This window comes from Pseudomonas sp. QL9 (assembly GCF_041409665.1).
Classification (GTDB): domain Bacteria; phylum Pseudomonadota; class Gammaproteobacteria; order Pseudomonadales; family Pseudomonadaceae; genus Pseudomonas; species Pseudomonas knackmussii.
The window spans coordinates 4574102-4599467 of record NZ_CP166971.1 but is presented as its reverse complement, the minus strand read 5'-3'; the positions used below and the strand labels follow the sequence as shown (position 1 = coordinate 4599467).

Annotated in this window: 25 protein-coding genes; 12 read left to right on the top strand and 13 right to left on the bottom strand. The window is 66.4% G+C overall.

The genetic code is table 11. The features are described 5' to 3' along the window. Positions 1 to 118 precede the first annotated feature (118 nt). Together ACA097_RS21495 and ACA097_RS21490 are read right to left on the bottom strand one after the other, a co-directional pair. Positions 119 to 1300: a VWA domain-containing protein gene (locus ACA097_RS21495; protein WP_043253794.1), complete on the bottom strand. Its 1182-nt coding sequence runs from the start codon at positions 1298 to 1300 to the stop codon at positions 119 to 121. 236 nt (positions 1301 to 1536) lie between these two features. Next, positions 1537 to 2382: an AAA family ATPase gene (locus tag ACA097_RS21490; RefSeq protein WP_371365851.1), complete on the bottom strand. Its 846-nt coding sequence runs from the start codon at positions 2380 to 2382 to the stop codon at positions 1537 to 1539. Between the two features lie 289 nt (positions 2383 to 2671). On the opposite strand from ACA097_RS21490, the gene cysK reads away from it, so the two are divergent. The 3 genes from cysK to ACA097_RS21475 all read left to right on the top strand — a co-directional run bounded on the left by cysK (position 2672) and on the right by ACA097_RS21475 (position 6206). Then, on the top strand, positions 2672 to 3646 hold the full coding sequence (gene cysK, locus ACA097_RS21485) for a cysteine synthase A (protein WP_160287877.1): 975 nt from the start codon (positions 2672 to 2674) through the stop codon (positions 3644 to 3646). A gap of 210 nt (positions 3647 to 3856) precedes the next feature. Next, the gene (locus tag ACA097_RS21480) at positions 3857 to 4903 is read left to right on the top strand and encodes a polyamine ABC transporter substrate-binding protein (RefSeq protein ID WP_371370554.1); all 1047 of its coding nucleotides are present in this window, start codon (positions 3857 to 3859) and stop codon (positions 4901 to 4903) included. A 406-nt stretch (positions 4904 to 5309) separates the two neighbouring features. Continuing rightward, positions 5310 to 6206, top strand: a complete 897-nt coding sequence (locus ACA097_RS21475; protein ID WP_371365849.1) for a DMT family transporter — start codon at positions 5310 to 5312, stop codon at positions 6204 to 6206. A gap of 5 nt (positions 6207 to 6211) precedes the next feature. Here ACA097_RS21475 and ACA097_RS21470 read toward each other — a convergent pair whose 3' ends face one another. Further along, a complete protein-coding gene (locus ACA097_RS21470; RefSeq protein ID WP_371365847.1) occupies positions 6212 to 7117 on the bottom strand; it encodes a DMT family transporter in 906 nt (301 codons plus the stop codon). A gap of 164 nt (positions 7118 to 7281) precedes the next feature. On the opposite strand from ACA097_RS21470, the gene aceK reads away from it, so the two are divergent. Further along, positions 7282 to 9006: a bifunctional isocitrate dehydrogenase kinase/phosphatase gene (gene aceK, locus ACA097_RS21465; RefSeq protein ID WP_371365845.1), complete on the top strand. Its 1725-nt coding sequence runs from the start codon at positions 7282 to 7284 to the stop codon at positions 9004 to 9006. 180 nt (positions 9007 to 9186) lie between these two features. On the opposite strand, the gene ACA097_RS21460 is transcribed toward aceK, so the two are convergent. Next, positions 9187 to 10140, bottom strand: coding sequence for a GlxA family transcriptional regulator (locus ACA097_RS21460; protein WP_043253803.1), 954 nt, complete (start codon positions 10138 to 10140; stop codon positions 9187 to 9189). A 124-nt stretch (positions 10141 to 10264) separates the two neighbouring features. On the opposite strand from ACA097_RS21460, the gene ACA097_RS21455 reads away from it, so the two are divergent. Further along, complete coding sequence (locus ACA097_RS21455) at positions 10265 to 10894, top strand: cysteine hydrolase family protein (RefSeq protein WP_371365843.1); 630 nt, start codon at positions 10265 to 10267, stop codon at positions 10892 to 10894. A 104-nt stretch (positions 10895 to 10998) separates the two neighbouring features. Here ACA097_RS21455 and ACA097_RS21450 read toward each other — a convergent pair whose 3' ends face one another. The 3 genes from ACA097_RS21450 to ACA097_RS21440 all read right to left on the bottom strand — a co-directional run bounded on the left by ACA097_RS21450 (position 10999) and on the right by ACA097_RS21440 (position 12954). Then, entirely contained in the window at positions 10999 to 11526 is a 528-nt protein-coding gene (locus ACA097_RS21450) for a DUF2937 family protein (RefSeq protein ID WP_371365841.1), read from the bottom strand. Between the two features lie 13 nt (positions 11527 to 11539). Further along, entirely contained in the window at positions 11540 to 12313 is a 774-nt protein-coding gene (locus ACA097_RS21445) for a class II glutamine amidotransferase (protein ID WP_160287884.1), read from the bottom strand. Positions 12314 to 12483: 170 nt separating this feature from the next. Beyond that, on the bottom strand, positions 12484 to 12954 hold the full coding sequence (locus ACA097_RS21440) for a hypothetical protein (RefSeq protein WP_043253809.1): 471 nt from the start codon (positions 12952 to 12954) through the stop codon (positions 12484 to 12486). A 99-nt stretch (positions 12955 to 13053) separates the two neighbouring features. On the opposite strand from ACA097_RS21440, the gene ACA097_RS21435 reads away from it, so the two are divergent. Both ACA097_RS21435 and ACA097_RS21430 read left to right on the top strand, forming a co-directional pair. Then, entirely contained in the window at positions 13054 to 15111 is a 2058-nt protein-coding gene (locus tag ACA097_RS21435; RefSeq protein ID WP_371365838.1) for a S9 family peptidase, read from the top strand. Further along, entirely contained in the window at positions 15111 to 15476 is a 366-nt protein-coding gene (locus ACA097_RS21430; protein WP_043253814.1) for a CPCC family cysteine-rich protein, read from the top strand. Before ACA097_RS21435 ends, ACA097_RS21430 begins: the two co-directional genes overlap by 1 nt. Positions 15477 to 15638: 162 nt before the next feature. Here ACA097_RS21430 and ACA097_RS21425 read toward each other — a convergent pair whose 3' ends face one another. Further along, entirely contained in the window at positions 15639 to 16088 is a 450-nt protein-coding gene (locus ACA097_RS21425; protein ID WP_043253816.1) for a YcgN family cysteine cluster protein, read from the bottom strand. A gap of 214 nt (positions 16089 to 16302) precedes the next feature. Here ACA097_RS21425 and ACA097_RS21420 point away from each other — a divergent pair, with 214 nt between their 5' ends. Next, the gene (locus ACA097_RS21420) at positions 16303 to 16896 is read left to right on the top strand and encodes a nitroreductase family protein (RefSeq protein ID WP_160287888.1); all 594 of its coding nucleotides are present in this window, start codon (positions 16303 to 16305) and stop codon (positions 16894 to 16896) included. 32 nt (positions 16897 to 16928) lie between these two features. Here the strand turns inward: ACA097_RS21420 and ACA097_RS21415 are convergent, their stop codons facing one another. From ACA097_RS21415 to rnd, 3 genes are all read right to left on the bottom strand, one after another. Beyond that, positions 16929 to 17861, bottom strand: coding sequence for a D-2-hydroxyacid dehydrogenase (locus ACA097_RS21415; RefSeq protein ID WP_371365835.1), 933 nt, complete (start codon positions 17859 to 17861; stop codon positions 16929 to 16931). 240 nt (positions 17862 to 18101) lie between these two features. After that, a complete protein-coding gene (locus tag ACA097_RS21410) occupies positions 18102 to 18395 on the bottom strand; it encodes a YcgL domain-containing protein (protein WP_043253823.1) in 294 nt (97 codons plus the stop codon). Next, positions 18392 to 19531: a ribonuclease D gene (gene rnd / locus ACA097_RS21405; RefSeq protein WP_043253826.1), complete on the bottom strand. Its 1140-nt coding sequence runs from the start codon at positions 19529 to 19531 to the stop codon at positions 18392 to 18394. Before rnd ends, ACA097_RS21410 begins: the two co-directional genes overlap by 4 nt. A gap of 138 nt (positions 19532 to 19669) precedes the next feature. On the opposite strand from rnd, the gene ACA097_RS21400 reads away from it, so the two are divergent. Then, on the top strand, positions 19670 to 20731 hold the full coding sequence (locus ACA097_RS21400; RefSeq protein ID WP_371370553.1) for an SMP-30/gluconolactonase/LRE family protein: 1062 nt from the start codon (positions 19670 to 19672) through the stop codon (positions 20729 to 20731). Between the two features lie 6 nt (positions 20732 to 20737). On the opposite strand, the gene ACA097_RS21395 is transcribed toward ACA097_RS21400, so the two are convergent. Continuing rightward, positions 20738 to 21535 (bottom strand): lysophospholipid acyltransferase family protein, encoded by a 798-nt coding sequence (locus ACA097_RS21395; protein ID WP_371365832.1) that lies wholly within the window; start codon positions 21533 to 21535, stop codon positions 20738 to 20740. 102 nt (positions 21536 to 21637) lie between these two features. Between ACA097_RS21395 and ACA097_RS21390 the strand changes: the two genes are divergently transcribed. From ACA097_RS21390 to ACA097_RS21380, 3 genes are all read left to right on the top strand, one after another. Beyond that, the gene (locus ACA097_RS21390) at positions 21638 to 22492 is read left to right on the top strand and encodes a sulfurtransferase (protein ID WP_371365830.1); all 855 of its coding nucleotides are present in this window, start codon (positions 21638 to 21640) and stop codon (positions 22490 to 22492) included. Between the two features lie 249 nt (positions 22493 to 22741). Beyond that, positions 22742 to 23221 carry a hypothetical protein gene (locus ACA097_RS21385; protein WP_043257548.1) on the top strand — a complete coding sequence of 160 codons (480 nt, stop codon included), beginning with the start codon at positions 22742 to 22744 and terminating at the stop codon, positions 23219 to 23221. Between the two features lie 217 nt (positions 23222 to 23438). Further along, positions 23439 to 24713 carry an outer membrane protein transport protein gene (locus ACA097_RS21380; protein WP_160287890.1) on the top strand — a complete coding sequence of 425 codons (1275 nt, stop codon included), beginning with the start codon at positions 23439 to 23441 and terminating at the stop codon, positions 24711 to 24713. 61 nt (positions 24714 to 24774) lie between these two features. Here ACA097_RS21380 and ACA097_RS21375 read toward each other — a convergent pair whose 3' ends face one another. Next, positions 24775 to 25329 carry a glutathione peroxidase gene (locus ACA097_RS21375; protein ID WP_052355337.1) on the bottom strand — a complete coding sequence of 185 codons (555 nt, stop codon included), beginning with the start codon at positions 25327 to 25329 and terminating at the stop codon, positions 24775 to 24777. Positions 25330 to 25366 lie beyond the last annotated feature (37 nt).

Genomic DNA, 25366 nt, shown 5'->3' with positions numbered 1-25366 from the left:
CATGCCCGCGATTCGCGGCCATGGGCCGCTCCTACAGGGGTACCCTGTGCCGTGGGGTTCGCGAGCAAGCTCGCTCCTACAAAACAAAAGGGCCGGCTTGCTGCCGGCCCTTTTCGCGTCAACCCCGTGAGAGGAAGCGCATGCCCTCTTCCAACCCGCGCAGGGTCAGCGGGAACATCTGGTCCTTCACCAGCTCGCGCACCAGGTTGGTGGAGGCGGTGTAGTTCCAGGTTTCCTTCGGATACGGGTTGATCCAGATGAGCTTCTTGTACTTCTCCATGAAGCGCTGCATCCACACGTAGCCGGCTTCCTCGTTCCAGTGCTCGACGCTGCCGCCGGCCTGGGTGATCTCGTAGGGCGCCATCGCTGCGTCGCCGACGAACACCACCTTGTAGTCCGGCCCGTACTTGTGCAGCAGGTCGAAGGTCGCGGTGCGTTCGTTGGTGCGGCGCAGGTTGTTCTTCCACACCGACTCGTAGATGAAGTTGTGGAAGTAGAAGTACTCCAGGTGCTTGAACTCGGTCTTGCAGGCCGAGAACAGCTCCTCGCAGACCTTCACGTGGGCGTCCATGGAGCCGCCGATGTCGAGCAGCAGCAGGAGCTTCACGGTGTTGCGGCGCTCCGGGCGCATCTGGATGTTGAGCAGCCCGGCGTCCTTGGCCGTGTGGTCGATGGTGCCGTCGATGTCCAGCTCTTCCGCGGCGCCTTCGCGGGCGAACTTGCGCAGGCGGCGCAGGGCGATCTTGATGTTGCGCGTGCCCAGCTCGACCTGGTCGTCGAGGTTCTTGTACTCGCGCTGGTCCCAGACCTTGGCGGCCTTGCCCTGGCGCTTGCCGGCGTCGCCGACGCGGATGCCCTCGGGGTTGAAGCCGCCCGAACCGAACGGGCTGGTGCCGCCGGTACCGATCCACTTGTTGCCGCCGGCGTGGCGTTCCTTCTGCTCCTCGAGGCGCTTCTTGAACTCCTCGATGAGCTTGTCCAGGCCGCCCAGGGACTGGATCTGCGCCTTCTCCTCGTCGGTCAGCATGCGCTCGAACTCCTTGCGCAGCCATTCCTCGGGGATCAGGGCCTTGAGGTGGTCATCGAGCTTTTCCAGGCCCTTGAAGTAGGCGCCGAAAGCCCGGTCGAACTTATCGAAATGGCGCTCGTCCTTCACCATGATGGTGCGGGCGAGGTAGTAGAACTCGTCCATGTCGGCGTACACGACGCGGTGCTTGAGCGCATCGATCAGGTCGAGCAGCTCGCGCACCGACACCGGCACCTTGGCCGCGCGCATTTCATTGAACAGGTTGAGCAGCATGGCTGCATGCCTCATGAATTCATTGATTCAGGAGCAATGCTCCTTTTGCACTCGGTGCTAGGGCTCGCGAGCTAGAGCCAGGCAAGGCGGAATCAGACGAGGAAGCGGAGTCTACGATTGTAAATGAGCATTACTCGCTCCGCTCGCCCCTACGGGGCCGCACTAAAGTGCGTTAGCCACAAGTGGCTTTCCGAGTCTGATTCCAACGCAGCATGGCCGACGCGCAGCAGCCCAATTTAACGACTGGCGCGGCGGCTCATGAAGGCGAGGCGCTCGAGCAATTGCACGTCCTGCTCGTTCTTCACCAGGGCGCCAGCCAGCGGCGGGATGGCCTTGGTCGGATCGCGCTCGCGCAGCACGGCTTCGCCGATGTCGTCGGCCATCAGCAGCTTCAGCCAGTCGACCAGCTCGCTGGTGGACGGCTTCTTCTTCAGGCCCGGGACCTTGCGCACGTCGAAGAACACGTCCAGCGCTTCGCTGACCAGCGATTGCTTGATGGCCGGGAAGTGCACGTCGACGATCTTCTGCAGGGTGTCGCGGTCGGGGAAGGCGATGTAGTGGAAGAAGCAGCGGCGCAGGAAGGCGTCCGGCAGTTCCTTCTCGTTGTTCGAGGTGATGATGATGATCGGGCGCTGCTTGGCCTTGATGGTCTCGTTGGTCTCGTAAACGTAGAACTCCATCTTGTCGAGTTCCTGCAACAGGTCGTTGGGGAACTCGATGTCGGCCTTGTCGATCTCGTCGATCAGCAGAATCACGCGCTCTTCGGCCTCGAAGGCCTCCCAGAGCTTGCCCTTCTTGATGTAGTTGCGCACGTCGTGGACCTTGTCCACGCCCAGCTGCGAGTCGCGCAGGCGGCTGACCGCGTCGTACTCGTAGAGGCCCTGGTGGGCCTTGGTGGTGGACTTGATGTGCCAGGTGATCAGCTTGGCGCCGAAGGCCGCGGCGAGCTGCTCGGCGAGCATGGTCTTGCCGGTGCCCGGCTCGCCCTTCACCAGCAGCGGACGCTGCAGGGTGATGGAGGCGTTGACCGCCAGCTTGAGGTCGTCGGTGGCGACGTAGGACTGGGTGCCTTCGAACTTCATCGGGAAATCCTCGAACGGGTGTCGCCGGGCGTAGGCCCGGTCTGAAGGAATTAGGGGAAACAGACTGCGACTATACCGCGCGGGTCCGCCAACTGTGAACGCAGGGCAGGCATTCAGTCATTGAATGCACGACCACTCGTCCCTTCGTCGAACCGCGCCTTTCGGCCTCCACCCTGGCACCGCCTGCGGGGCCCTGGGACCGATCTTTCCGCCGGTTTCGCGGCTTTACGGCCACTGCGCCGCGGAATAGGCTGGTGGGTCAGCATCGCCTCCACAAGGACAACCCAACATGAGTCGCATCTTCGCAGACAACGCGCAGTCCATCGGCAACACGCCGCTGGTGCAGATCAACAGCATCGCGCCGCGCGGCGTCACCATCCTGGCCAAGACCGAGGGCCGCAACCCCGGCTATTCGGTGAAATGCCGCATCGGCGCCAGCATGATCTGGGATGCCGAATCCAGCGGCCGCCTCAAGCCGGGCATGAAGATCATCGAGCCGACCTCCGGCAACACCGGCATCGGCCTGGCCTTCGTCGCTGCCGCGCGCGGCTACAAGCTGGTGCTGACCATGCCTGCGTCGATGAGCCTGGAACGCCGCCAGGTGCTCAAGGCCCTGGGTGCCGAGCTGATCCTCACCGAGCCGGCCAAGGGCATGAAGGGCGCCATCGCCAAGGCCGAGGAGCTGGTCGCCGAACACCCCGACCAGTACTTCATGCCGCAGCAGTTCGAGAACCCTGCCAACCCGGCGATCCACGAGAAGACCACCGGCCCGGAGATCTGGAACGACACCGACGGCGCGGTCGACGTGCTGGTAGCCGGGGTCGGCACCGGCGGCACCATCAGCGGCATCTCGCGCTTCATCAAGAACACCAAGGGCAAGCCGATCCTCTCGGTGGCGGTGGAGCCGGTCAGCTCGCCGGTCATCAGCCAGACCCTCGCCGGCGAGGAAGTGAAGCCCAGCCCGCACAAGATCCAAGGCATCGGCGCCGGCTTCGTGCCGAAGAACCTTGACCTTGCGATGGTCGACCGCGTCGAGACGGTCACCGACGACGAGGCCCGCAGCATGGCCCGCCGCCTGATGCAGGAAGAAGGCATCCTCTGCGGCATTTCCAGCGGCGCCGCCATGGCGGTGGCCGTGCGCCTGGCCGAGGAACCGGCCATGCAGGGCAAGACCATCGTGGTGATCCTCCCCGACTCGGCCGAACGCTACCTGTCGAGCATGCTCTTCGAAGGCATGTTCGACGAACAGGAAAAGGTGCAGTAAGGCCCCGCGCCGCCCCATCACGGGGCGGCGCCCTCTCCTCCCCTGTCTGCGGGTCCGCAGGCAACCGCAGCGTCTCCAAATCCGTCGGCAATCCGGTTATTTCTTCGCCAGGCCCAATCGCAACCCGGTCAGGCCCTCTCCGTTCGCCGTCAGGAAACAACAATGAAAACAACCGCACCGCTGCTCAGTGCCCTCGCGCTTTCCGTCTCCATGGTCGCCGCCGCCCAGGCCGCCGACACCGTGAAGATCTACAACTGGTCCGAGTACATCGCTCCGGAAACCGTGCCGAACTTCACCAAGGAAACCGGCATCCAGGCCACCTACGACGTCTACGACAGCAACGAGACCCTCGACGGCAAGCTGATGACCGGCAAGTCCGGCTACGACGTGGTCTTCCCCTCCAACCACTTCATGGCCAAGCAGATCCAGGCCGGCGCCCTGAAGAAGCTGGACAAGAGCCAGTTGCCCAACTGGAAGAACCTCAACCCGGTGCTGATGAAGGCCCTGGAGGTCAACGACCCGGGCAACGAACACGGCTTCCCCTACCTGTGGGGCACCACCGGCATCGGCTACAACCCGGCCAAGATCAAGGCCGTGCTGGGCGACAACGCGCCGGTCGATTCCTGGGACCTGTTCTTCAAGCCGGAGAACATGGAGAAGCTCGCCAAGTGCGGCGTGGCGGTGCTGGACAACGGCCCCGAGCTGCTGCCGATCACCCTCAACTACCTGGGCCTGCCGCACCACAGCCAGAACCCCGAGGACTACAAGAAGGCTGAGGCGGCGCTGGTGAAGGTGCGTCCGTACATCCGCTACTTCCACTCCTCGAAGTACGTCAGCGACCTGGCCAACGGCGAGATCTGCATGGTGGTCGGCTTCTCCGGCGACGTGCTGCAGGCCGCCACCCGCGCCAAGGAAGCCAAGAACGGCGTGGAAATCCAGTACTCCACGCCGAAGGAAGGCTCGCCGCTGTGGTTCGACATGGTCGCCATGCCGGCCGACGCGCCCGACGAGAAGGCCGGCTACGCCTTCATGAACTACCTGCTGCGTCCTGACGTGATGGCCGGCATCAGCAACTCGGTGCACTACGCCAACGGCAACCTGGCCGCCGACCCGCTGGTGGACGCGGCGATCAAGGCGGACCCGGCGATCTACCCGCCGCAGGAGAAGATGGCCAAGCTGTTCGCCCTGCAGTCGATGCCGCAGAAGATCGACCGCCTGCGCACACGCGTCTGGAACACCATCAAGACCGGCAAGTAAGCCCCTCGCGCTCCCGCCCCGGCGGGAGCGCACTCCACCCGGCGAATTGCCGCCGGACTCGCGCGATTGCCGCGCGACTCTCGCCCGGCTCGCCAGCCTCGGCGGGGCTCGCTATAGTCCCCTCCGACGCATCCACCACGCAGATCCCGGCCATGTCCCTTGCCCTCGCACAGTTCGCAGCTTCCAGCGCCGCCCACGGCGAAGCGGGTGTTCGTCTGCGCGATGCCGTCGCCCTCCTGTCGCCTCCCCTCGCTGCGGTCGCAGCGCCTCCGCCCCCGTGCGTAGCGGCCTGCCCGCCGCCGGGCGTTCGCGCCCACTGACAGCGCCCAAGCGCTTTCCCTGAACGCATTGCCGCCGCGCCTTCGCGCCGCGGTCGTTCCCCATCGCTTGCAAGACAGGTGACACCATGTCCCGAATCAACGCTTCCAGCCTGGTCGGCGTGACCAGCGCCAGCTTTTTCGTGCTGCTCTGGAGCAGCGCCGCCATCGTTTCCAAGTGGGGTCTCGCCCACGCCTCGCCCGTGGCCTTCCTGATCGGCCGCTTCGCCATCGCCCTGGGCGCCTTGCTGATCCTCGGCCCGCTGCTCGGCTTGCGTCTGCCGAAACAGCCACGCGAGCGCCGCCGCGCCCTGCTCACCGGGCTGGTGCTGCTCGGCTTCTACCCGATCTGCTACGTCTGGGCCCTGCAACTGCAGGTGACGCCGGGGCTGATCGCCACCTTGCTCGGCGTGCAGCCGATCCTCACCGGGCTGCTCACTGAACGGCGCTTCTCCGCGGCGCGCCTGGTCGGCCTGCTGCTCGGCCTTGGCGGCCTGGTGCTGGTGGTCTGGCAAGGCATCGGCATGGCCGGCCTCACCCTCGGCGGGCTCGCCTGCGCTCTGCTGGCGCTGCTCGGCATCACCTTCGGCACCCTGCTGCAGAAGGGCCTGACCGAGAGCCCGCTGGGTAGCCTGCCGCTGCAGTACGTCGCCGGCCTGCTGCTGTGCCTGGCGCTACTGCCGACCCAGCCGCTGCATTTCGACTGGAGCCCGGAGTTGCTGCTTAGCCTCCTGTGGATGGGCCTGCTGGTGTCGGTGGGAGCGACCCTGCTGCTCTACCGGCTGATCGCCCGCGGCAACCTGGTGCAGGTCACCAGCCTGTTCTACCTGGTGCCGGCGGTGACCGCACTGCTCGACTACCTGGCCTTCGGCAACCGCCTCGGCCCGCTCAGCCTGCTCGGAATGGCGCTGATCGTGGCTGGCCTGCTGCTGGTGTTCCGCCAGCCGCGCGAGCGCGGAGGCGAGGCGCAAACCGAAGCCAGCTGAGCCGCTCAGGCGCTTTGCGCGTCCCGTGCCACCGGTGCGGGACGCAGCACCAGCCAGAGCGCCAGGGCGATCAGTACGCCGCCCTGCAGGTGCGCCCAGGACACCTGTTCGCCCAGAAGCAGCACGCCCCAGAACACCCCGAACGGCGGGATCAGGAAGGTCACCGTCATGGTCTTCAGCGGGCCGATATCGGCGAGCAGGCGGAAGTACACGATGTAAGCGAAGGACGTGCAGAGCAGCCCGAGCCCGGCCAGGGCCAGCCATATCGACGGCTGGGCCAGGGGCGCCAGCGGCATGTCCAGGCTGGTGGCGGCGAACACCGGCAGCAGGCAAAGGGTCGCGCCCAGCTGGTTGGCGAAGGCGGTGACGCGGCTGTCCAGCCCGCCCTGGTCGTTGACCCAGCGCTTGGTCAGGTAGCCGGCGAAACCGTAGCAGGTGGTCGCCACCAGGCAGGCGCCTGCGCCCAGCAGCAGCTTGCTGTCGAAGGGAGCGGGACCGGCGCCGCTGAGCACCGCCACGCCCGCCAGCCCCATGCCGATGCCGAGGGCCTTCGCCGGGGTCAGGCGCTCGCCGAAGAACAGGCTGCCGACCAGCACGCCCATCAGTGGCGTGGTGGCGTTGAAGATCGCCGAGTAGCCCGCCGGCAGGAAGCGTGCGGCGAGGCTAAACATCAGCACCGGGATGCCCGAACTGATGGTGCCGATCAGCAGCATCGCCTTGAGCTTGCCGCGAAACGCCCAGGGCACGCGCATCGCGCCCAGGATGGCGAACAGGCCGATGGCCGAGAGCACCACGCGCAGGAACGCGGTCGGCATCACGCCGATGGCCGGCACCAACTGGCGCATGAACAGGAAACTGGCACCCCAGATGGCAGCCAGGCTGAAGAGGCGGAGCAGATCGGTTGGGCGCATGACGGTGGTTCGAGGCAGGGAGAAGGTGACGAGCTTAACCGCCTGGGTGCGCACGGCAACACGGAGGTGACTTTCAAACTCCGACCGCCCGGTCGGTCGGCGCGCTTTCGCCCCTCCGGGACTCTGGCTAAGCTCGCTTCACTCCCCTCAAGCGAGCCGCGTCCATGTCCCACGCCCCGATCGCACAGGCCATCCTGCAAGGATTCGACGACTACCGCGAAGGCTTCCGGCAGATCACCGACGGCGCCCCGGCGCGCTTCGAGCAGGCGCAATGGCAGGAAATCCAGCACGCCTCGGCGGCGCGCATCAACCTCTACGAGGAGAAGGTCGGCGAGACGGTGGCGCGCCTGACCCGCGAGTTCGCGGCGGCCGACCTGCACGACGTCGAGCGCTGGCCGCTGATCAAGAGCGCCTACATCGGCCTGATCGACCCGCGCAACGACGACGAGCTGGCGGAAACCTGGTTCAACTCGATCTTCTGCGGCCTGTTCAGCCACGACAACATCAGCGACGGCACCATGTTCGTGCACACCACGCGGCCGTCGCTGCGCCCCCACGCGCGCGATCCGCACACCCGCATCTATCGTCCGCAAGGCCACCTGCGCAAGACGCTGGAACAAATCCTCGTCGACTACCGCTTCAATGTGCCCTACGAGGATGCCGAAGGTGACCTGGCGCGCCTGGAAACGCTGCTGCACAGCAACCTGCCGGACTGGGTATGCAAGGACCCGGAACTGACCCTGGAGCTGATCGGCTCGGTGTTCTACCGCAACAAGGGCGCCTACCTGGTCGGTCGCCTGTTCACCCCGGACGAGCAGTGGCCGCTGGTGTTCCCGCTGATCCACCGCGAAGGCCAGGGCATCCGTTTCGACACCGTGATCACCGACGAGGCGGAGGTGTCGATCATCTTCTCCTTCACCCGCTCCTACTTCATGGTCGACGTGCCGGTGCCGGCGGAGCTGGTGGCCTTCCTCAAGCGCCTGCTGCCGGGCAAGCACATCGCCGAGCTGTACACCTCGATCGGCTTCTACAAACAGGGCAAGAGCGAGTTCTACCGCGCGCTGATCAACCACCTGGCGACCACCGACGACCGCTTCGTCATGGCCCCCGGCGTGCGCGGGATGGTGATGAGCGTGTTCACCCTCCCCGGCTTCAACACCGTGTTCAAGATCATCAAGGACAACTTCAACCCGGCGAAGACCGTAGACCACGCCACCGTGGTGCAGAAGTACCAGCTGGTGAAGAACCACGACCGCGTCGGCCGCCTGGCCGACACCCAGCAATTCGCCGACTTCCGCTTCCCGCTGAGCAAGTTCGACCCCGAGTGCCTGGCCGAACTGCTCGAAGTGGCGCCGTCCACCGTGGTGCTCGAAGGCGACGTGGTGCTGATCCGCCACTGCTGGACCGAGCGCCGCATGATCCCGCTGAACCTCTACCTGGAGCACGCCACCCAGGCGCAGCAGGAGGAAACCCTCTACGACTACGGCCTGGCCATCAAGCAACTGGCGGCGGCCAACATCTTTCCCGGCGACATGCTGCTGAAGAACTTCGGCGTCACCCGCCACGGCCGCGTGGTGTTCTACGACTATGACGAGATCCTCTACCTCACCGAAGTGAACTTTCGGCACATCCCGCCGCCGCGCTACGAAGAGGACGAGATGGCCTCCGAGCCCTGGTACTCGGTGGGGCCGAACGACGTCTTCCCCGAGGAGTTCCCGCGCTTCCTGTTCGCCGACCTCAAGCAGCGCCGGCTGTTCGCCAAGCTGCACGGCGACCTCTATGACGCCGACTACTGGAAGGGCCTGCAGGCGCAGATCCGCGCGGGCAAGGTGATCGATGTCTTCCCCTATCGGCGCAACGAATTGCCGGAGAAGGCGCTGGCGGAATAAGAACAGCGTCCTACGTAGGATGGGTTGAGGCACGAAACCCATGCCGCATGGGTTTCGCTGCGCTCAACCGTATCCTACGAGCCCGTGAAACCCAGGGTACGGTCCCCTTGTAGGAGCGGCCCATGGCCGCGAATCGCGCGCATGGCGCGCTCCTACAGGTGTACGCAGTGCTCCCCGGCGCTAACCCCTGAACGCCTGCCGATACGCACTCGGCGACACCCCCAGCGCCGCAGCGAAATGCTGGCGCAACGAGGCGACCGAACCGAAGCCCGACAGGCAGGCGACCTCGGGGATCGGCTGTTCGGTGGACTCCAGCAACCGCTGCGCCAGGGCCAGACGCTCGCTGCGCAGCCAGTCGCCCAGGGTGCTGCCGGTCAACTGGCGGAAATGCCGGCTGAAGCTGCGCCGGCTCATCAACGCGCGCTCGGCCAGGCTGTCCAGGTCATGGGGCTGGTCGAGGCGCTCGCGCACCCAGTCGAGCAGGCCGGATAGCCGGTTGTCCCGCGCAGTCGCCGGCAAGGGCTGTTCGACGAACTGCGCCTGGCCGCCCTGGCGGTGCGGCGCCACCACCATGTAACGCGCCTGCTGGTTGCTCAGTTGCGCGCCGCAGCGCTCGCGCAGCAAGTGCAGGCAGCAGTCGATGCCCGCCACGGTGCCGGCGGAAGTCAGGATCGGGCCGTCGTCGACGTAGAGCACGTCCGGCGCCACGCGCACCGCCGGAAAACGCTGGGTGAACTGCTCCGCGCACAGCCAGTGGGTGGTCGCCACGCGACCGTCGAGCAGCCCGGTTTCGGCCAGGACGAAGGCCCCCAGGCACAGGCCGACCAGTTGCGCGCCGCGCTCGGCGGCGGCCACCAGGGCGTCGAGCAGCGCTTGCGGCGGGCGCTCCTCGGGATCGCGCCAGCTCGGAACTATCACCGTGTCGGCGCTGGCCAGCGCTTCCAGGCCGTGCTCCGTGACAATGCTGAAGCCGGCGCTGGTGCGCAGCGGCCCGGGTTCGGCGGCGCACACGAGCAGTTCGAAGCGCACCCGCTCGCCGCCCGGGTCGCCTTCGCCGAAGACCAGGCAAGGGACCGACAGGTGGAACGGGCTGATCTGGTCGAAGGCGACCACGGCGACACGGTGCAGGTCCATGGCGGGCAATCCGGCGAGCGAAGGAGTTGGCCCAATTCTAGCGAAAGCTGTCATTCGGGCCACTCACGGTGGCGCCGCTCGTCATCCCACAATGGCTCCACTTCCCACCCAACGAGGCCTCGCCATGAGCCAGAAAGCCAATCGCGCCCTGATCGTCATCGACGTGCAGAACGAATACTTCGACGGCAACCTGCGCATCGAATACCCGCCGGTCCGGGAGTCCCTGCCCAACATCCTGCGCGCCATGGACGCCGCCCAGGCTGCCGGCATCCCGGTCGTGCGGGTGCTGCACCTGGCACCGGAGAGCGCGCCGATCTTCGCTGTCGGCAGCCACGGCGCCGCCCTGCACCCCGAAGTGGCGGCGCGGCCCTACCAGCATGAAGTGACCAAGTCCGAAGCCAGCGCCCTGTTCGGCACCGGCCTGGGCGACTGGCTGCGCGAGCGGAATATCGACACCCTGGCCATCGTCGGCTACATGACCCACAACTGCGACGACGCCACCGCGCGGCAGGCGGCCCATGAGGGCTGGGACGTGGAGTTCCTGCACGACGCCAGCGGCTCGCTGCCCTACGCCAACCGCGCTGGCGCGGCCACCGCCGAGGAGATTCACCGGGTGTTCAGCGTGGTGCTGCATTCGTCGTTCGCCGCGGTGCTGAGCACGGACGAGTGGGTAGCAGCCGTGAAGAGTGGCGAAGCGCCGGAGCGCGACAACGTCTATCTGTCGAACCAGCGGGCCATCAACGCCCGCGGCTGAGGGAGAAACCACATGTAGGAGCGAGCTTGCTCGCGAACCGGTCCGGCACGGTAGCGGCCGGGAATCCATTCGCGAGCAAGCTCGCTCCTACGCAAGAACGGCGCTCAGCTCCAGTGCCGCCGCGCCGCCGTCTGGCGGTTGTCGCCAAGCCCCACCAGCGCGCCGATCGAGACCATCAACAGCTCGACGATCCAGGACAGCAGCAGGCCGCCGCCAATCGCCCAGCCGATGGCTTCCGGCGACAGCAGCACCTGGTAGCTGTAGCCGCTCAGGGTTTCTTCCAACAGTTCGCGGTTGGGCGCACTGAACAGGTGCCAGGCGCGGGTGTACCAGGGGCCTTGAAGAATCTGCCATTCGCGGTCGAACAGCTGGGAACGGCGCAGCACGCGCTCGACGTTGTCGCCGTCGCGCTGGAACACCGGGTCGGGGCTGCCGCGGTAATGCGCCACCAGGGCATTGAGATCGCCGCTGAAGTACTGCCCCGCCGTGCTGCGGAAGCCGTCCAGGGCCTGCGCCGCTTCCGCCCGATGGGCATCCACACGCAGGGCGTAATCCTTGATGAAGCCCGGCACCTGCACCCCGACCAGCAGGCCGATGGCGAACAGCACCAGGCGAATGTAACTGCGCAGCATGGGAGTCCCCCTCTCAGACGCGGCCCTGGTCGAGAATCTCACCGCGCCACCAGAGCATCCATTCGCCACTCTGTTGCAGGGTCCAGCTCTCGTTGTCGGTCAGCGGTTCGGTGGCGACCACCGTCACCACGTCGTCGGGCGTGGTTTCCGCCTGGAAGTCGACGGTCAGGTCGGCATCCTTCAGGCGCGCCGGACCGAAGGGCGCGCGGCGGGTAATGTACGCCAGCTTGCTCGAGCAGAAGGTGAACAACCAATCACCGTCGCTCAGCAGGCAGTTGAACACGCCTTTCTGGCGGTATTCGGCGCAGGCCGAGATCAGCGTCGGCAGCAGCACCTCCACCGGCACCGGCTCGGGGAAGGCCCGGCGCACGCGGTTTAGCAGGTCGCAGAAGGCCGCTTCGCTGTCGGTGTCGCCCACCGGCCGGTACATCCCCGGCGGCGGGTTGAAGTCGCTCAGCTGGCCGTTGTGCGCGAAGGTCCAGTAGCGCCCGCCGAGTTCGCGCACGAAGGGGTGGGTATTGGACAGGCAGACCTTGCCGACGTTGGCCTGGCGGATGTGGCCAATCACGGTTTCGCTCTTGATCGGGTAGCGCTGCACCAGGCGCGCCACTTCCGAATCGATGCTCGCCTGCGGGTCCTGGAACAGGCGCACGCCGCGCCCTTCGTAGAAAGCGATGCCCCAGCCGTCGCGATGCGGGCCGGTGCCGCCACCGCGCTGCATCAGGCCGGTGAAGCTGAAGACGATATCGGTGGGCACGTTGGCGCTCATGCCGAGCAGTTCGCACATGGCTCAGACCTCCCGTGGCAGGCAGCCCGGCACGGGCAAGCAGGTGGATTTGTCAGGGGCGCGCATGGAGCGCGCGCTGTACAGAAACGGCATCGGGCAGGTTCCGCAGGGACGATGCCGTCATGCTGAACGCCGATCCGGCGCCGCGCAAGGGCGGCGCCCAGGCAGGATCAGAGGCGCGGCTCGATGCGCATGCGGCGGTCGCCACGCTCGTCGGTGCGGCTGTCGACGTCGGGCATGAGCGAGGGCTGCATCATCTGCCGCATGGTCGGCTCGGCTTCCGCCTCGGCGCGCTCGCGGCGCTTCTTCGCGGCACGTTCGATCGGCCAGCGCACGGCGACGAAAATCAGGTAGACGACGAAGGCCGCCAAGAGTACCAGGGCCAGATCGGAGACCGCGCGCCAGGCGTTATTGCCAACCTTGAACAGGATGTCCAGGGCGGTGATGGCGATGGCCGGGGCGTACTCGTTGTTCGCCGGGTCGACCGGGGTCGGGGTGAACAGCAGGACCAGCACAATCACCCGCAGCGGCTCGCGCAGCCAACGCCACATCCAGTCGGTCATCAGGAACCAGACCAGCAGCAGACCTAAGCCAGCAGCCAGGTAGACGGCCCAGGCGAGTTCATAATCGTGTTGGTTCATGCGCGTGCGTGCGATGGCGGCGGAGGGGGGCTTATGATAGCCCTTTTTTACTTGCGGGTGCGCAGCCGGGCGTCACCCCTGCCCCGCCAAGGAGCCGCCATGACCGACCGCCAGCCCCCCATCGCCCGCCGCGAAGCCGCCGCCGACCCTTACGCCTGGCTGGAGAACCGCGATGCCGAGGAGGTGCTCGACTACCTCAAGGCGGAGAACGCCTACCTCGACGAGCAACTGACCGACCAGCAAGCGCTGCGCGAAAAGCTCTTCCAGGAGATCAAGGGCCGCATCCGCGAGACCGACCTCTCGCTGCCCTCGCCCTGGGGCCCCTGGATGTACTACCAGCGCACCACCGCCGGCGACGAATACCCGCGTCACTACCGCTGCCCGCGCCCGGCCGATGGCTCCCTGGTCGTGGACGAGAACGCCGAGCAGTTGCTGCTCGACCCCAATGAACTGGCCGCCGGTGGCTTCATCTCCCTCGGCGCTTTCAGCATCAGCCCCGACCATTCGCGCCTGGCCTACAGCCTCGACACCAGCGGCGACGAGATCTACCAGCTCTATGTGAAGGACCTCGACAGCGGCACCGTGACGGAACTGGCCTTCGACGACTGCGACGGCAGCATGACCTGGGCCAACGACAGCCGCACGCTGTTCTTCGGCGAGCTGGACGACACCCATCGCCCGCACAAGCTGTACCGCCACACCCTCGGTGAGGAAGGCGCCGAGCTGGTCTTCGAGGAGCCCGACGGGCGCTTCTTCCTGCACTGCTACCGCGCCAGTTCCGAGCGCCAGCTGGTGCTGCTGCTCGGCAGCAAGACCACCAGCGAAGCCTGGGTGCTCGACGCGGAAACCCCGCTCGGTGAGTTCCGCTGCCTGGCGCCGCGCCAGGAAGAGCACGAGTACCACGTCGACCACGGCCTACTCGACGGCGAGTGGACCTGGTTCGTGCGCAGCAACCAGAGCGGCATCAACTTCGCCCTCTACACCGCCAGCGAAGCGCAGCCGACCCGCGAGCACTGGCGCGAGCTGATCGCCCACCGCGACAGCGTGATGCTCGAAGACATCACCCTGAACCGCGACGCCTTCATCCTCAGCCTGCGCGAAGGCGGCCTGCCGATCATCGAAGTGCGCGCGCAAGGACAGGAGCCGCGCCGCGTCGAGCTGCCGGACGCGGCCTACAACCTGTACGTGCAGGACAGCCTGGAGTTCCACAGCCAGGTGATCCGCCTGCGCTACGAAGCGCTCAACCGCCCCGCGCAGATCCGCCAGCTGGGCCTGCTCGACGGCGAGCAGAAAGTCCTCAAGGAAACCCCGGTGGAAGGCCCGTTCGACGCCGACGCCTACGTGAGCCGCCGGCTCTGGGCAACGAGCGTGGACGGCGTGCAGGTGCCGATCAGCCTGGTAGCGCGCCGCGAGGTGCTCGACGGCATCGCCGCTGGCCGCCCTGCGCCGCTCTACCTCTACGGCTACGGCGCCTACGGCATGAGCCTCGATCCCTGGTTCTCCCACGCCCGCCTGAGCCTGCTGGAGCGCGGCTTCGTCTTCGCCATCGCCCACGTCCGCGGCGGCGGCGAACTGGGCGAGGCCTGGTACCGCGCCGGCAAGCTGGCGCACAAGCAGAACAGCTTCAGCGACTTCATCGCCTGCGCCGAACACCTCTGCGCCGAGGGCTACAGCACCCCGCAGCAGACCGCGATCAGCGGCGGCAGCGCCGGCGGCCTGCTGATGGGCGCGGTGCTCAACCAGCGTCCGCAACAGTTCGCCGCAGCCATCGCCGAAGTGCCTTTCGTGGACGTACTCAACAGCATGCTCAACCCCGACCTGCCGCTGACCGTCACCGAGTACGACGAGTGGGGCAACCCGCAGGAGCCGGAGGTGTACCAGCGCATCCGCGCCTACGCGCCCTACGAGAACGTCTGTGCCCAGGACTACCCGGCGATGCTGGTGGTGGCCGGCTACAACGACAGCCGCGTGCAGTACTGGGAAGCGGCCAAGTGGGTGGCCAAGCTGCGCGTCAGCAAGACCGACGACAAGCTGCTGCTGCTCAAGACAGAACTGGGAGCCGGCCACGGCGGCATGAGCGGCCGCTACCAGGGGCTGAAGGACGTGGCGCTGGAATACGGCTTCCTGCTGAAGGTACTGGGGCTGGAGCAGGCCTGATGCTCTACACCTGCCCCTGCTGCGGCCACTTCAGCTTCGCCGACGCGCCGGGCTCCTACGAAATCTGCCCGATCTGCTTCTGGGAAGACGATCTGCTGCAACTGTGTTTCCCCGACGCGCGCGGCGGGGCCAACGCGGTCAGCCTGATCGAGGCCCAGGTGAACTTCGTGCAATGGGGCGCCTGCGAAAGGCGCTTCCGCGACCAGGTAAGGCCGCCGACCATCGAGGACGAAAAGGACGAACGCTGGTTCGCCCTCTGGCAGCGCCGCGCCGACTACCCGAGCCTGGAGGAAGACCACGGCGGCCCGCTGGTGGCTGGCGAAGAGGCCTGCTACTGGCTGCGCCCGACGCCGGGTGGGCGCTGAGCGTTCGGCATCATCCGGTAGGAGCGGATCTTATCCGCGAAATCCCTGCGCCAACGCCCCCTGTAGGAGCGCGCCATGCGCGCGATTCGCGGCCATGGGCCGCTCCTACAGGGAAATACCGGGCCGTGCAGTTCGCGAGCAAGCTTGCTGCCACGGAAAGTCTCAACCCGCGCGGAAGATCAGGTGCTCTTCCCAGTCATCCTCGGGCACCGAACCTTCGCTGAGCATGCGCCCGGACTGCGAAATGCGCTCGTGGTGCACCGCTTCCGGATCGCCGCAGACCAGGTGGTGCCACAGCGGCAGGTCCTTGCCCTCGGATACCAGGCGATAGGCGCAGGTCGGCGGCAGCCAGCGGAATTCGTCGGCTTGCGCCGGGGTGAGCTGGATGCAGTCCGGCACGCTGGCGCGGCGATTGGCGTAGTCGGTGCAGCGGCAGGTTTTCAGGTCCAGCAGCTTGCAGGCGATGCGCGTGTAGTAGACGGCGCCGTCGTCCTCGTCCTCGAGTTTCTGCAGGCAGCACAGGCCGCAGCCGTCGCACAGCGACTCCCATTCTTCCTGATCGAGTTGGTCGAGGGTTTTGCGTTTCCAGAAGGGTTCGACTTTGGCAGCCATCTTTATTTCTAGCAGGGGTAGATCACGGGGCGCCAAGTCTATGCCCCGCGACGTCCGGGGCCAAGCGCAGGTGACCATCGGGCCCTTGCCAGGGCCAACGCGGCTGGGTAGCTTTCGCCCACCGACAGGCCCGCGACGGGCCGCCCCGCGTTATCCACAGCCTCGCGATGCCCAGCCGTCCACGGCACCATCTCCCTTTCTTCCAGGAGCCTCCATGAGCGCCAATCCCCGCGTTGCCGACTATCCCATCGACCCGCAATTCCTCGAGCGCTGGTCGCCGCGCGCTTTCAGCGGCGAAAGCATCCCGGAGGAAACCCTGCTGGGCTTCCTCGAAGCCGCGCGCTGGGCGCCCTCCTCGTTCAACTCGCAGCCCTGGCGCTTCCTCTACGCGCGCCGCGACACGCCGAACTGGCAGCGCTACCTGAACCTGCTGGGCGAGTTCAACCGCGGCTGGGCGCAGAACGCCGCGGCGCTGGTCGTGGTGCTGTCCAAGACCACCTTCGCGCCGCCCGGCTCCAGCGAAGAGAAGCCAGCGCTCTGGCACACCTTCGACACCGGCGCCGCCTGGGGCTTCCTCGCCCTGCAGACGCACCTGGCCGGTTGGCACAGCCACGGCATGGCCGGCTTCGACCGCGAAGCGACCCGCGTCGAGCTGAAGGTGCCGGACGAGTACGAGATCCACGCCGTGGTGGCGATCGGCAAGCAGGGCGACAAGGCTCAACTGTCGGAAAGCCTGCAGGCGCGCGAAGTGCCGAATGCGCGGCGGCCGCTGCAGGAGCTGGTCGCCGAGGGCGACTTCAGTCTGTAGGAAGAAAACGCCCCGGCAAGCGGGGCGTTTTTTCAGTAACCGCGGGCGAAGTCCACTTCGCCGCGCATCGCCTGCCCGGCCCAGAAGCGCGACAGGTTATCGCGGAACAGCTCGACCATCGGCCCCGGCAGGGTCGGCGCAGCAGTATGGCCGGTGAGCAGCAGGCGCGGCGTCATCCAGAACGGGTGGTGCGCGGGTAATGGCTCCTCGCGGCAGACGTCGATGATCGCGCCGGCCAGGCGGTTGTTTTCCAGCGCGGCGACCAGATCGGCATCGACCACGGCATTGCCGCGCCCGGCGTTGATGAACAACGCCGAAGGCTTCATCCGCTGGAACAGCGACAGGTCGTAGAGATCGTGGGTGTCCGGGGTGTCGGGCAGCAGGTTGATCACGTAGTCGGCGGTTTCTACCAGGCGCGGCAGCTCGCTCAGCGCGCCCATGCGCTGGAACGGCTGCAACGACCGGGGCGTACGCGCCACGCCGGTCAGCTCGACGCCGAACGCGGCCAGCATGTGCGCCACCGCCTGACCGATCTCGCCGGCACCGACCAACAGCACGTGGCGCCCGCGCAGGCTGCCCGGTGCGCGGTCGTCCCACTGGCTGCCGACCTGGCTGGCCAGGCGGCCGAGGAACTGGCGCTCGTGGGCGAGCATGTAGGTCAGCAGGTACTCACTCATCACCTGGCCGAAAATGCCCACGGCGCGGGTCAGCGCATAGTCGCAGGGCAGATCGGTGGCCAGCAGCGGAGTAATCCCGGCCCAGGTCGATTGCACCCAGACCGGATGCACACCCTTGCGCAGCAGTTGCGCCACCAGGTCGGGCTGGCCCAGCCACACCGGGCATTCGCTGGCGGCGTCCAGAACCTTGTCCGGGCTGTCGCCGGCGACGACGTTCAGATTGGGTTCCGCCGCCATGAGCAGGGCGGCATAGAGCTTATGGTCGCGATCGAGAATGAGCACGCGCATGGTCTAGGTCGCACCGTCCGGTTGGCAGGGCATGGGCATTTGGCTGGTCATGGTCGAAACATCCCTGCCGGTTCGGCGCTGTCGGGGCTGTTGGAACGAAGGCCTGTAAGACAGGCTGGAAGGCCAGGCGTTCCGCGCCCTGTAACTACTATTTCCAGCAATAATGCGCCCGATTCCGACACTTGCCCATAGATAGAGCGGCGCGCGCGGGATTACGTCGGTTTTCCGTCACCCGCTGAATTACAGCGGGTCGTTCATCCGCAGCAGTTCTTCGGGCAGGTGCTCGATGTACTCCTCTTCCCCCGGCGGCATCTGCAGGTGGTAGCCCTGCTTCTCGATGTTCTCCAAAACCTTCTCGATATCCTCGCGCGCCAGCTTGCGCTCGGGGGTCAGCACCAGGTCGAAGGCGTGCTGCGGCGCGCCGAATGCGGCCAGCAGCGCCTCGGGCACGCGGCTGAGGGCTTCGCGCTTGTCGACGTAGAGGTACATCTCGTTCTTGCGCGGGCTTTTGTAAATGGAGCAGATGCGTTTCATGGTTTCTCCGCAGGGCTCAGGCAATCCAGCAGGGCCTGGCCCATCAATTCACGGCGCCAGCCCTGCAGGGAATCGGGCAGGCGATAGGGGCCGTCGGGGTAGCCGGTCTTGAGCAGCGCCTCAAGGATTTTCTTGCGCAGCATGAGCTCGGGCGCCATGCCCTGGCGCTCCGCTTCGCGCTGGCCGACTTCGCGCAGTTGCTTGAGCAGCGGCGTGACTTCGCGCGGCAGCGGCTCGGGCAGCGCCTGCGGCCACTCGGACTCGGGCAGCGCGGCGGCATGGGCCATCAATTGCAGGAGGGTGTCGCCATCCTGGCGCACGGTGCGCGGATGCATGTCTTCGATGCGGGCCAGTGCCACCTTGTCGGTCGGCTGGAAGCGCGCCAGCGGCCACAGCGTCGGCTCGCGCAGCACGCGGTTGCGCGGCTGATTGCGCAGGCGTGCCTGCTCCTCCCGCCAGGCGCAGAGCTCGCGCAGCACGGCGAGTTGCCGCGGCGCCAGTTTCCAGGCCAGCTTGACCTCGCGCCAGGCTTCGCGCGGGTCGCTGACGCGGGTCTGGTTCGCCACAAGGTCCGCGCCGTCGGCCAGCAGCCAGGCCAGCTTGTGCTCGGGCAGGCGCGGCGCCAGCTTCACGTAGACCTCGGCGAGGTGCTGCACGTCCTCGGCGGCGTAGCGCACCTGCATGTCGGTCAACGGGCGCTGCAGCCAGTCCGATCGGGTCTCGTCCTTGGGCAGCTCGATGCCGAGGATTTCCAGCACCAGCTTCGAATAGCCCATGGAATGCGGCATGCCGAGGTAGGCGGCGGCCAGCTGGGTGTCGAACAGCGGTTGCGGCAGGCTGCCGGTCAGGCGCAGGAAGACCTCCAGGTCCTCGCCGCAGGCGTGGAAGACCTTGACCACCGACGGCGCTTCGAGCACGGCAGCAAATGCCGACCAGTCGCGGATCAGCAGCGGATCGATGAGCCAGGCGCAGTCGCCGTCGCCGACCTGGATCAGGCCGGCCTCGGGGTAGAAGGTATCGACGCGCATGAACTCGGTATCGAGTGCCAGGTACGGCCGTTGTTTCCAGTCCTGGCATTGCTGCGCCAGGCTGGCATCGTCGCGGATCCACCGGATATCGAGGGCGCTCACGAACATCTCCTTGCTTTCAGTGGAGCGCATTATATCGGCGCGCCGAGGTCCGGGCATTCGGCTTTTGCGGGCGAAGCTGCAGGGTTCGGACGAAATCCGTATCTTTCCGTCCCCAGGATCCCCAACAAGAAGAAGCCTTCAATGATGAAGAAACTCGCAAGCTTGCTGGTTTTGCTCGTCGCCGCCCTGGCGATCTATCTCGTCGTTACCCCCAGCCCCATCGACCCGGTCGCCTGGACCCCGCCAACGGCGCCGAAGCTGACCGGCGTACTGGAACCCAACGACACCCTGATGAAGGCCGAACTGCTCGGCCAGGGCCGGGTGCGTGGCCCGGAAGACACCGCCGTGGACAAGGACGGTCGCGTCTACGCTGGCCTGGCCGACGGCCGCGTGGTGCGCCTGGATGGCAGCGGCCAGGTGCAGACCTTCGCCGACACCGGCGGCCGCCCGCTGGGCATGGACTTCGACGCCCAGGGCAACCTGATCGTCTGCGACGCCTGGAAGGGCTTGCTGAAGATCGACCCGCAGGGCCAGATCACGGTGCTGAGCACCCAGGCCGATGGGCAGCCCTTCGGCTTCACCGACGACCTCGACATCGCCAGCGACGGGCGCATCTATTTCACCGACGCCTCCAGTCGCTTCCACCAGCCCGATTACGTCCTCGACCTGCTGGAGAGCCGTCCGCACGGCCGCCTGCTGCGCTATGACCCGGCAAGCGGCAAGACCGAGACGCTGCTCAAGGACCTGTACTTCGCCAATGGCGTGGCGCTGTCCGCCCACGAGGATTTCGTGCTGGTCAACGAGACCTACCGCTACCGGATCACCCGCTATTGGCTGACGGGTCCCAAAGCCGGGCAGAACGAGGTCTTCGTCGATAACCTGCCGGGGCTGCCGGACAACCTGCAGGGCGATCGCGCCGGCACCTTCTGGGTTGCCCTGCCCTCGCCGCGCAAGGCCGATGCCGACTTCATCCTCCCGCATCCCTGGCTCAAGGCGCAGTTGGCCAAGCTGCCGCGCCCGCTGCTGCCCAAGCCGACGCCCTACGGCCTGGTCCTCGGCCTGGACGAGAACGGCAAGGTACTGCGCAGCCTGCACGACACCAGCGGCCAACACCTGCGCATGATCACCTCGGCCAAGCCGGTGGGCGACTACCTCTACTTCGGCAGCCTGGAGAACGACCGCATCGGTCGCCTGCAGATTCGCTGACAGCCCTCAGCTGAGCGCCAGCGGCTCTTTCGCAGGCGCTTCAACCTTGGCGGGTGCGGCTGGTTCGAGCAGATTCTGCATGCGCTCGCGCACCTCGCCGATCAGGGCATCCAGCCCCCGCTCATGAAACGCAGCGGCATCGATCGGTTGGCCCACCAGCAGATCCACCGGCTGGCCCAGGTTGAGGTAGAAGGTGCGCGCCGGCAGCACGCGATGGATACCGCGAATGGCCACCGGGATGATCACCGCGTCGGTGTCCAGGGCCAGGCGGAAGCAGCCCTTCTTGAACGGCAGCAGGCGCCCGTCGGGGGAACGCGTGCCTTCCGGCGCCGCCCACAGGACGATGCCGCTTTCCATCATCGCGCGGGCGCGCTCCAGATCGTCACGGGCACGCTGGCCGTTGTGCCGGTCCACGGACGGGAACTCGGCGGCGCGCATGGCCCGGCCAAGCACCGGGATTCGGTACAGCTCCTTCTTCGCCAGCATGCGGATCGAGCCTGGCAGGGCGGCGAAGCTGGCGGGGATGTCGTAGTGACTGGAGTGGTTGCAGAGGATCATGTAGCGCCGACCGTCACTGAAGGTCGGCACAGTCCCGTGCACGCTCAAGCGCATGCGCACCAGGCGCAGCAAAAGCCCGGACCATTCGCGGGTGTAGCGGTCGACCTGCTCGCGCCCCAGGCGCCCGCAAGCCGCCCGGCCAAGCACCAGCAAGCTGTAATGGAGGGTCACCAGCGTAGTGGCGATGGCGACATAGACAATGCGGAAAAGGGACGCGCCCTGAACCCTCGGCTGCAGGCTGAACATGCACGAAACTCCAATCGATTGAGGAAAGCCGCCGAACCCAGCGCTTTCGCTGCACAAGCCTTATGATGCGCCGAGACATCGCTACGACACAGGAACCCGCACATGTCGCTCGCCCGCCTGCTCACCCCGCAACAACTGGCAGCCCGCCTGGACGATCCCGGCCTGCTGATCCTCGATTGCCGCTTCGCGCTGGATGACCCGGACTACGGAGCCCGCGTCTTCGCCGAGAACCACATTCCCGGGGCGCAATACGCCGACCTCGAGCGCGACCTGTCTGCGCCGGCAATAAAAGGTGTAACCGGGCGCCATCCGCTCCCCGACGCGCAAGCCCTGCTGCAACGCCTGCGCGACTGGGGCCTGGACAAAAGCGACGAAGTGGTGCTGTACGACGACGGCCCCGGCGCCTTTGCCGCCCGCGCCTGGTGGCTGCTGCTGTGGCTGGGCAAGCGTGACGGCGTCTACCTGCTCGACGGCGGCCTGAACGCCTGGCGCGCCGCCAACCTGCCGCTGACCACCGCCAAACCCGCGGTGCAGCCGGGCGCCTTCCAAGGCCGGCCAGACGCCAGCCTGCTGATCGACGCCAACGGCCTCTCGACCCTGCTCGCCGACGCCCAGCCGCCGCTGATCGATGCCCGCGCGGAGCCGCGCTTCCGTGGCGAGGTCGAGCCCATCGATCCGGTTGCCGGGCACATTCCCGGCGCGCAGTGCGCGGCCTTCACCGACAACCTCGGCAGCGACGGCCGCTTCCTTCCGCCCTCACAGCTGCACCAGCGCTTCGCCCACCTGCTGCGCGGCCGCCCGGCGGAATCCCTGGTCGCCTACTGCGGATCTGGCGTGACCGCCTGCCACAACCTGTTCGCCCTGAGCCTCGCCGGCTACCCGCTGGGCCGCCTGTACGCAGGCTCCTGGAGCGAGTGGATCACCGACCCCGCGCGCCCCGTGGCCACCGGCGCCTGAGCGCTCCAACGCAGGCGGCCGCCCGTGCCGCCTGCGCAGTCACTGGCCGCGACTAGCAGCGAGCGGCTAATCACGACGCGGAATATGCCCGCGAAGCAGCAAGTCAAAACAATTTAAAAACAGTCCTTTACAGCCGATTTGTCGCACTACACTTCAAATCGAGCGGCTAAGTTCGCTTACGGCGGGGCCCAGGAGAACATCAGAAGCTGCCAAAGCGCCCAGCCCCGCCGGCTAATGAGGGACAAGACCATGGGAATAGCCGCCAGCGACCTGCGACAGCACGTCATCCGGCCCACATTGCTGTATCTGGATCGACACAGCGATGCGGCCGAGGTGCTGTTGCTGGGAGCGGCGGCATGTCAAACAGCCCTGGGCAGCAATCTCGACTGCCGCCACGGCCACGGACTCTTCCGCATCGACGAGCGAAGGCACCAGCAGGTCTGGGACCGCTACCTGGCCACCGATCCCGATCTGGCCAGCCGCGTCCGAGGCCTGGCCAGCCAACACGCCTTCCTCAGCGCCCCGCACCTCGAATTGACCGTCAACCTGCGGTACAGCGTCGCAATCGCCTGGATGCTGGTCGAAGCGACCCACCTGCCCCTCCCCAATGCCGCCGATCACCTCGCCCTCGCTCGCATCTGGCGCCGCGTCTTTCAGCCCCACGGGCACCTGCACGACTTTCTCGACGCCTGGCAACGGCACATTGGGAACCTGGTGCAAGTGGCCTGAAGTTGAACTGACCAATCGGTCAATTCAAATTTGCCTACAACGAAATCAGAAGTGACCTACTGGTCACTTTCCGTTTACCTACAGACACAAATGTAACGGCGCCGATAAGCCCGCCGCCTCGCGCTCGGAAGCCCGGAATAGAGCGCCCACAAGGGCTACCCATTGCTGGGGAATCTTGCTAGTTTGCGCGCCGTTGACCACAGGAGTTGCTTTAACAATGAAAACAACATGGCTCAAAACCACTCTCGCACTGACCATCAGCGCCGCCTCTGCCCAGGCCCTGGCCAACGGCATCGCGATTAACGAACAAAGCGCGAGTGGCGCGGGCACCGCCTACGCCGGCCGCGCCTCCTCCGCACTGGACGCCAGCACCGTCTTCGGCAACCCGGCCGGCCTGAGCAAGCTCAAGCGCACCGAGGTGAGCGGCGGTCTGGCGATCGTCGACGCCAAGGACGACATCAGCGACGCCCAGGGCCCGAACAAGGGTTCCAACAAGGGTGATTCCGTACCGCTGGCCGCCGTTCCGTTCGGCTACGTCTCCACGCCGATCAACGACGACTTCACCTTCGGCTTCGGCATGTACGTGCCCTACGGCATCATCAACGACTACGAGAACGGCTTCCAGGGCAGCTACCACGGCTCCTACAGCAAGGTTCAAGTCATCACCCTGCAGCCGACCATCGCCTACAAGATCAACGACAAGGTCTCCGTTGGCTTCGGTCCGACCATCAACCGCATCGACGGCCAGCTGAAGAACGACCTGGCGACCAATGCGCTGAACGGCGGCAAGGGCGACACCCACATCGACATCAAGGGCGACGACACCGCGCTGGGCTACAACATCGGCGTGATGGTCGACCTGACCGACGACACCACCTGGGGTCTGACCTACCACTCCAAGGTCGACTACCACCTGGACGGTCGCACCAAGGTCAAGAACGCGCCTAACGGCCTGGGCCTGAACGGCAGCTACGACGCCAAGCTGGACATCACCCTGCCGGAAAACGTCGATACCTCCTTCACCCACAAGTTCGACGACAAGTGGACCGGCTACATCGGCGCCGTCTGGACCCGTTGGAGCCGCCTGGACAAGATCGAGGTGGAGAACAGCGGCGTTCCGGCCCTCGGCCAGGCCCTGGGCTTCGGCACCATCGGCGAAAACCTGAACTGGAAGGACACCTGGTCCGGCTCCATCGGCGCCTCCTATCAGTTGAACCAGGAGTGGGTGCTGCGTACCGGTTACGCCTACGACCCGTCGCCGACCAGCAACGCCGACCGCAACGTGCGCATCCCGGTGGGCGATCGCCAGATCGTCACCTTCGGTGCAGGCTGGTCGCCGAACGCCGACCTGACCGTAGACGTGGCCTACGCCTACCTGTGGGAAGACACCGCCGGCGTCAACCAGGAAGGCACTGCGCTGCAGCCGGCCTACAGCGCCAAGTACGACAACAGCGCCAACGGTCTGACCGCCCAGGTCACCTATCGCTTCTGATAGGCCGCTGCGCGAAAGAAAAAACCGGGCATCTGCCCGGCTTTTTCGTTTCTGCCGTTCGTTACGGCTGGCTGGCGATGGCCTTCTCGATGGCCGCCTGCAATGCCGGATCATCCGGCTTGGTCAGGCTGGGGAACTCGCCGACCACCTTGCCCTGGCGGTCCACCACGTACTTGTAGAAGTTCCAGCGCGGCGCCTGGTCGGCCTGGCGCGCCAGCTCCTTGAACAGCGGGATGGCGTCGTCGCCGCGTACCGGCTGCACCTGCGTCATGTTGAAGGTCACGCCGTAGTTGCCGTAGCAGACCTTGGCGGTCACCTCGGTGTCGGCATCCTCCTGCTTGAAGTCATCGGACGGCACGCCAAGCACTTCCAGGCCCTGTCCCTTGTAGCGCTGGTAGATCGCCTCCAGGCCTTTGAACTGCGGAGTGAAGCCGCAGTGGCTGGCTGTGTTGACCACCAGCAGCGGCTTGCCGGCGTAGAGTTCGCAAAGATCGAGGTCCACCTTGGAGCGCAGCTTCTGCAAGTGCCCCTGCTGTGCGAGCAGCGGCGGACAGTCGGCGGCCTGCGCGGCCAGGGGTGCGAAGAAGAACAGGCTGATGAGCAGGTAGCGGGACATGTGCGGAATCCTCGAATAATCGAGTGACGCTACTCTC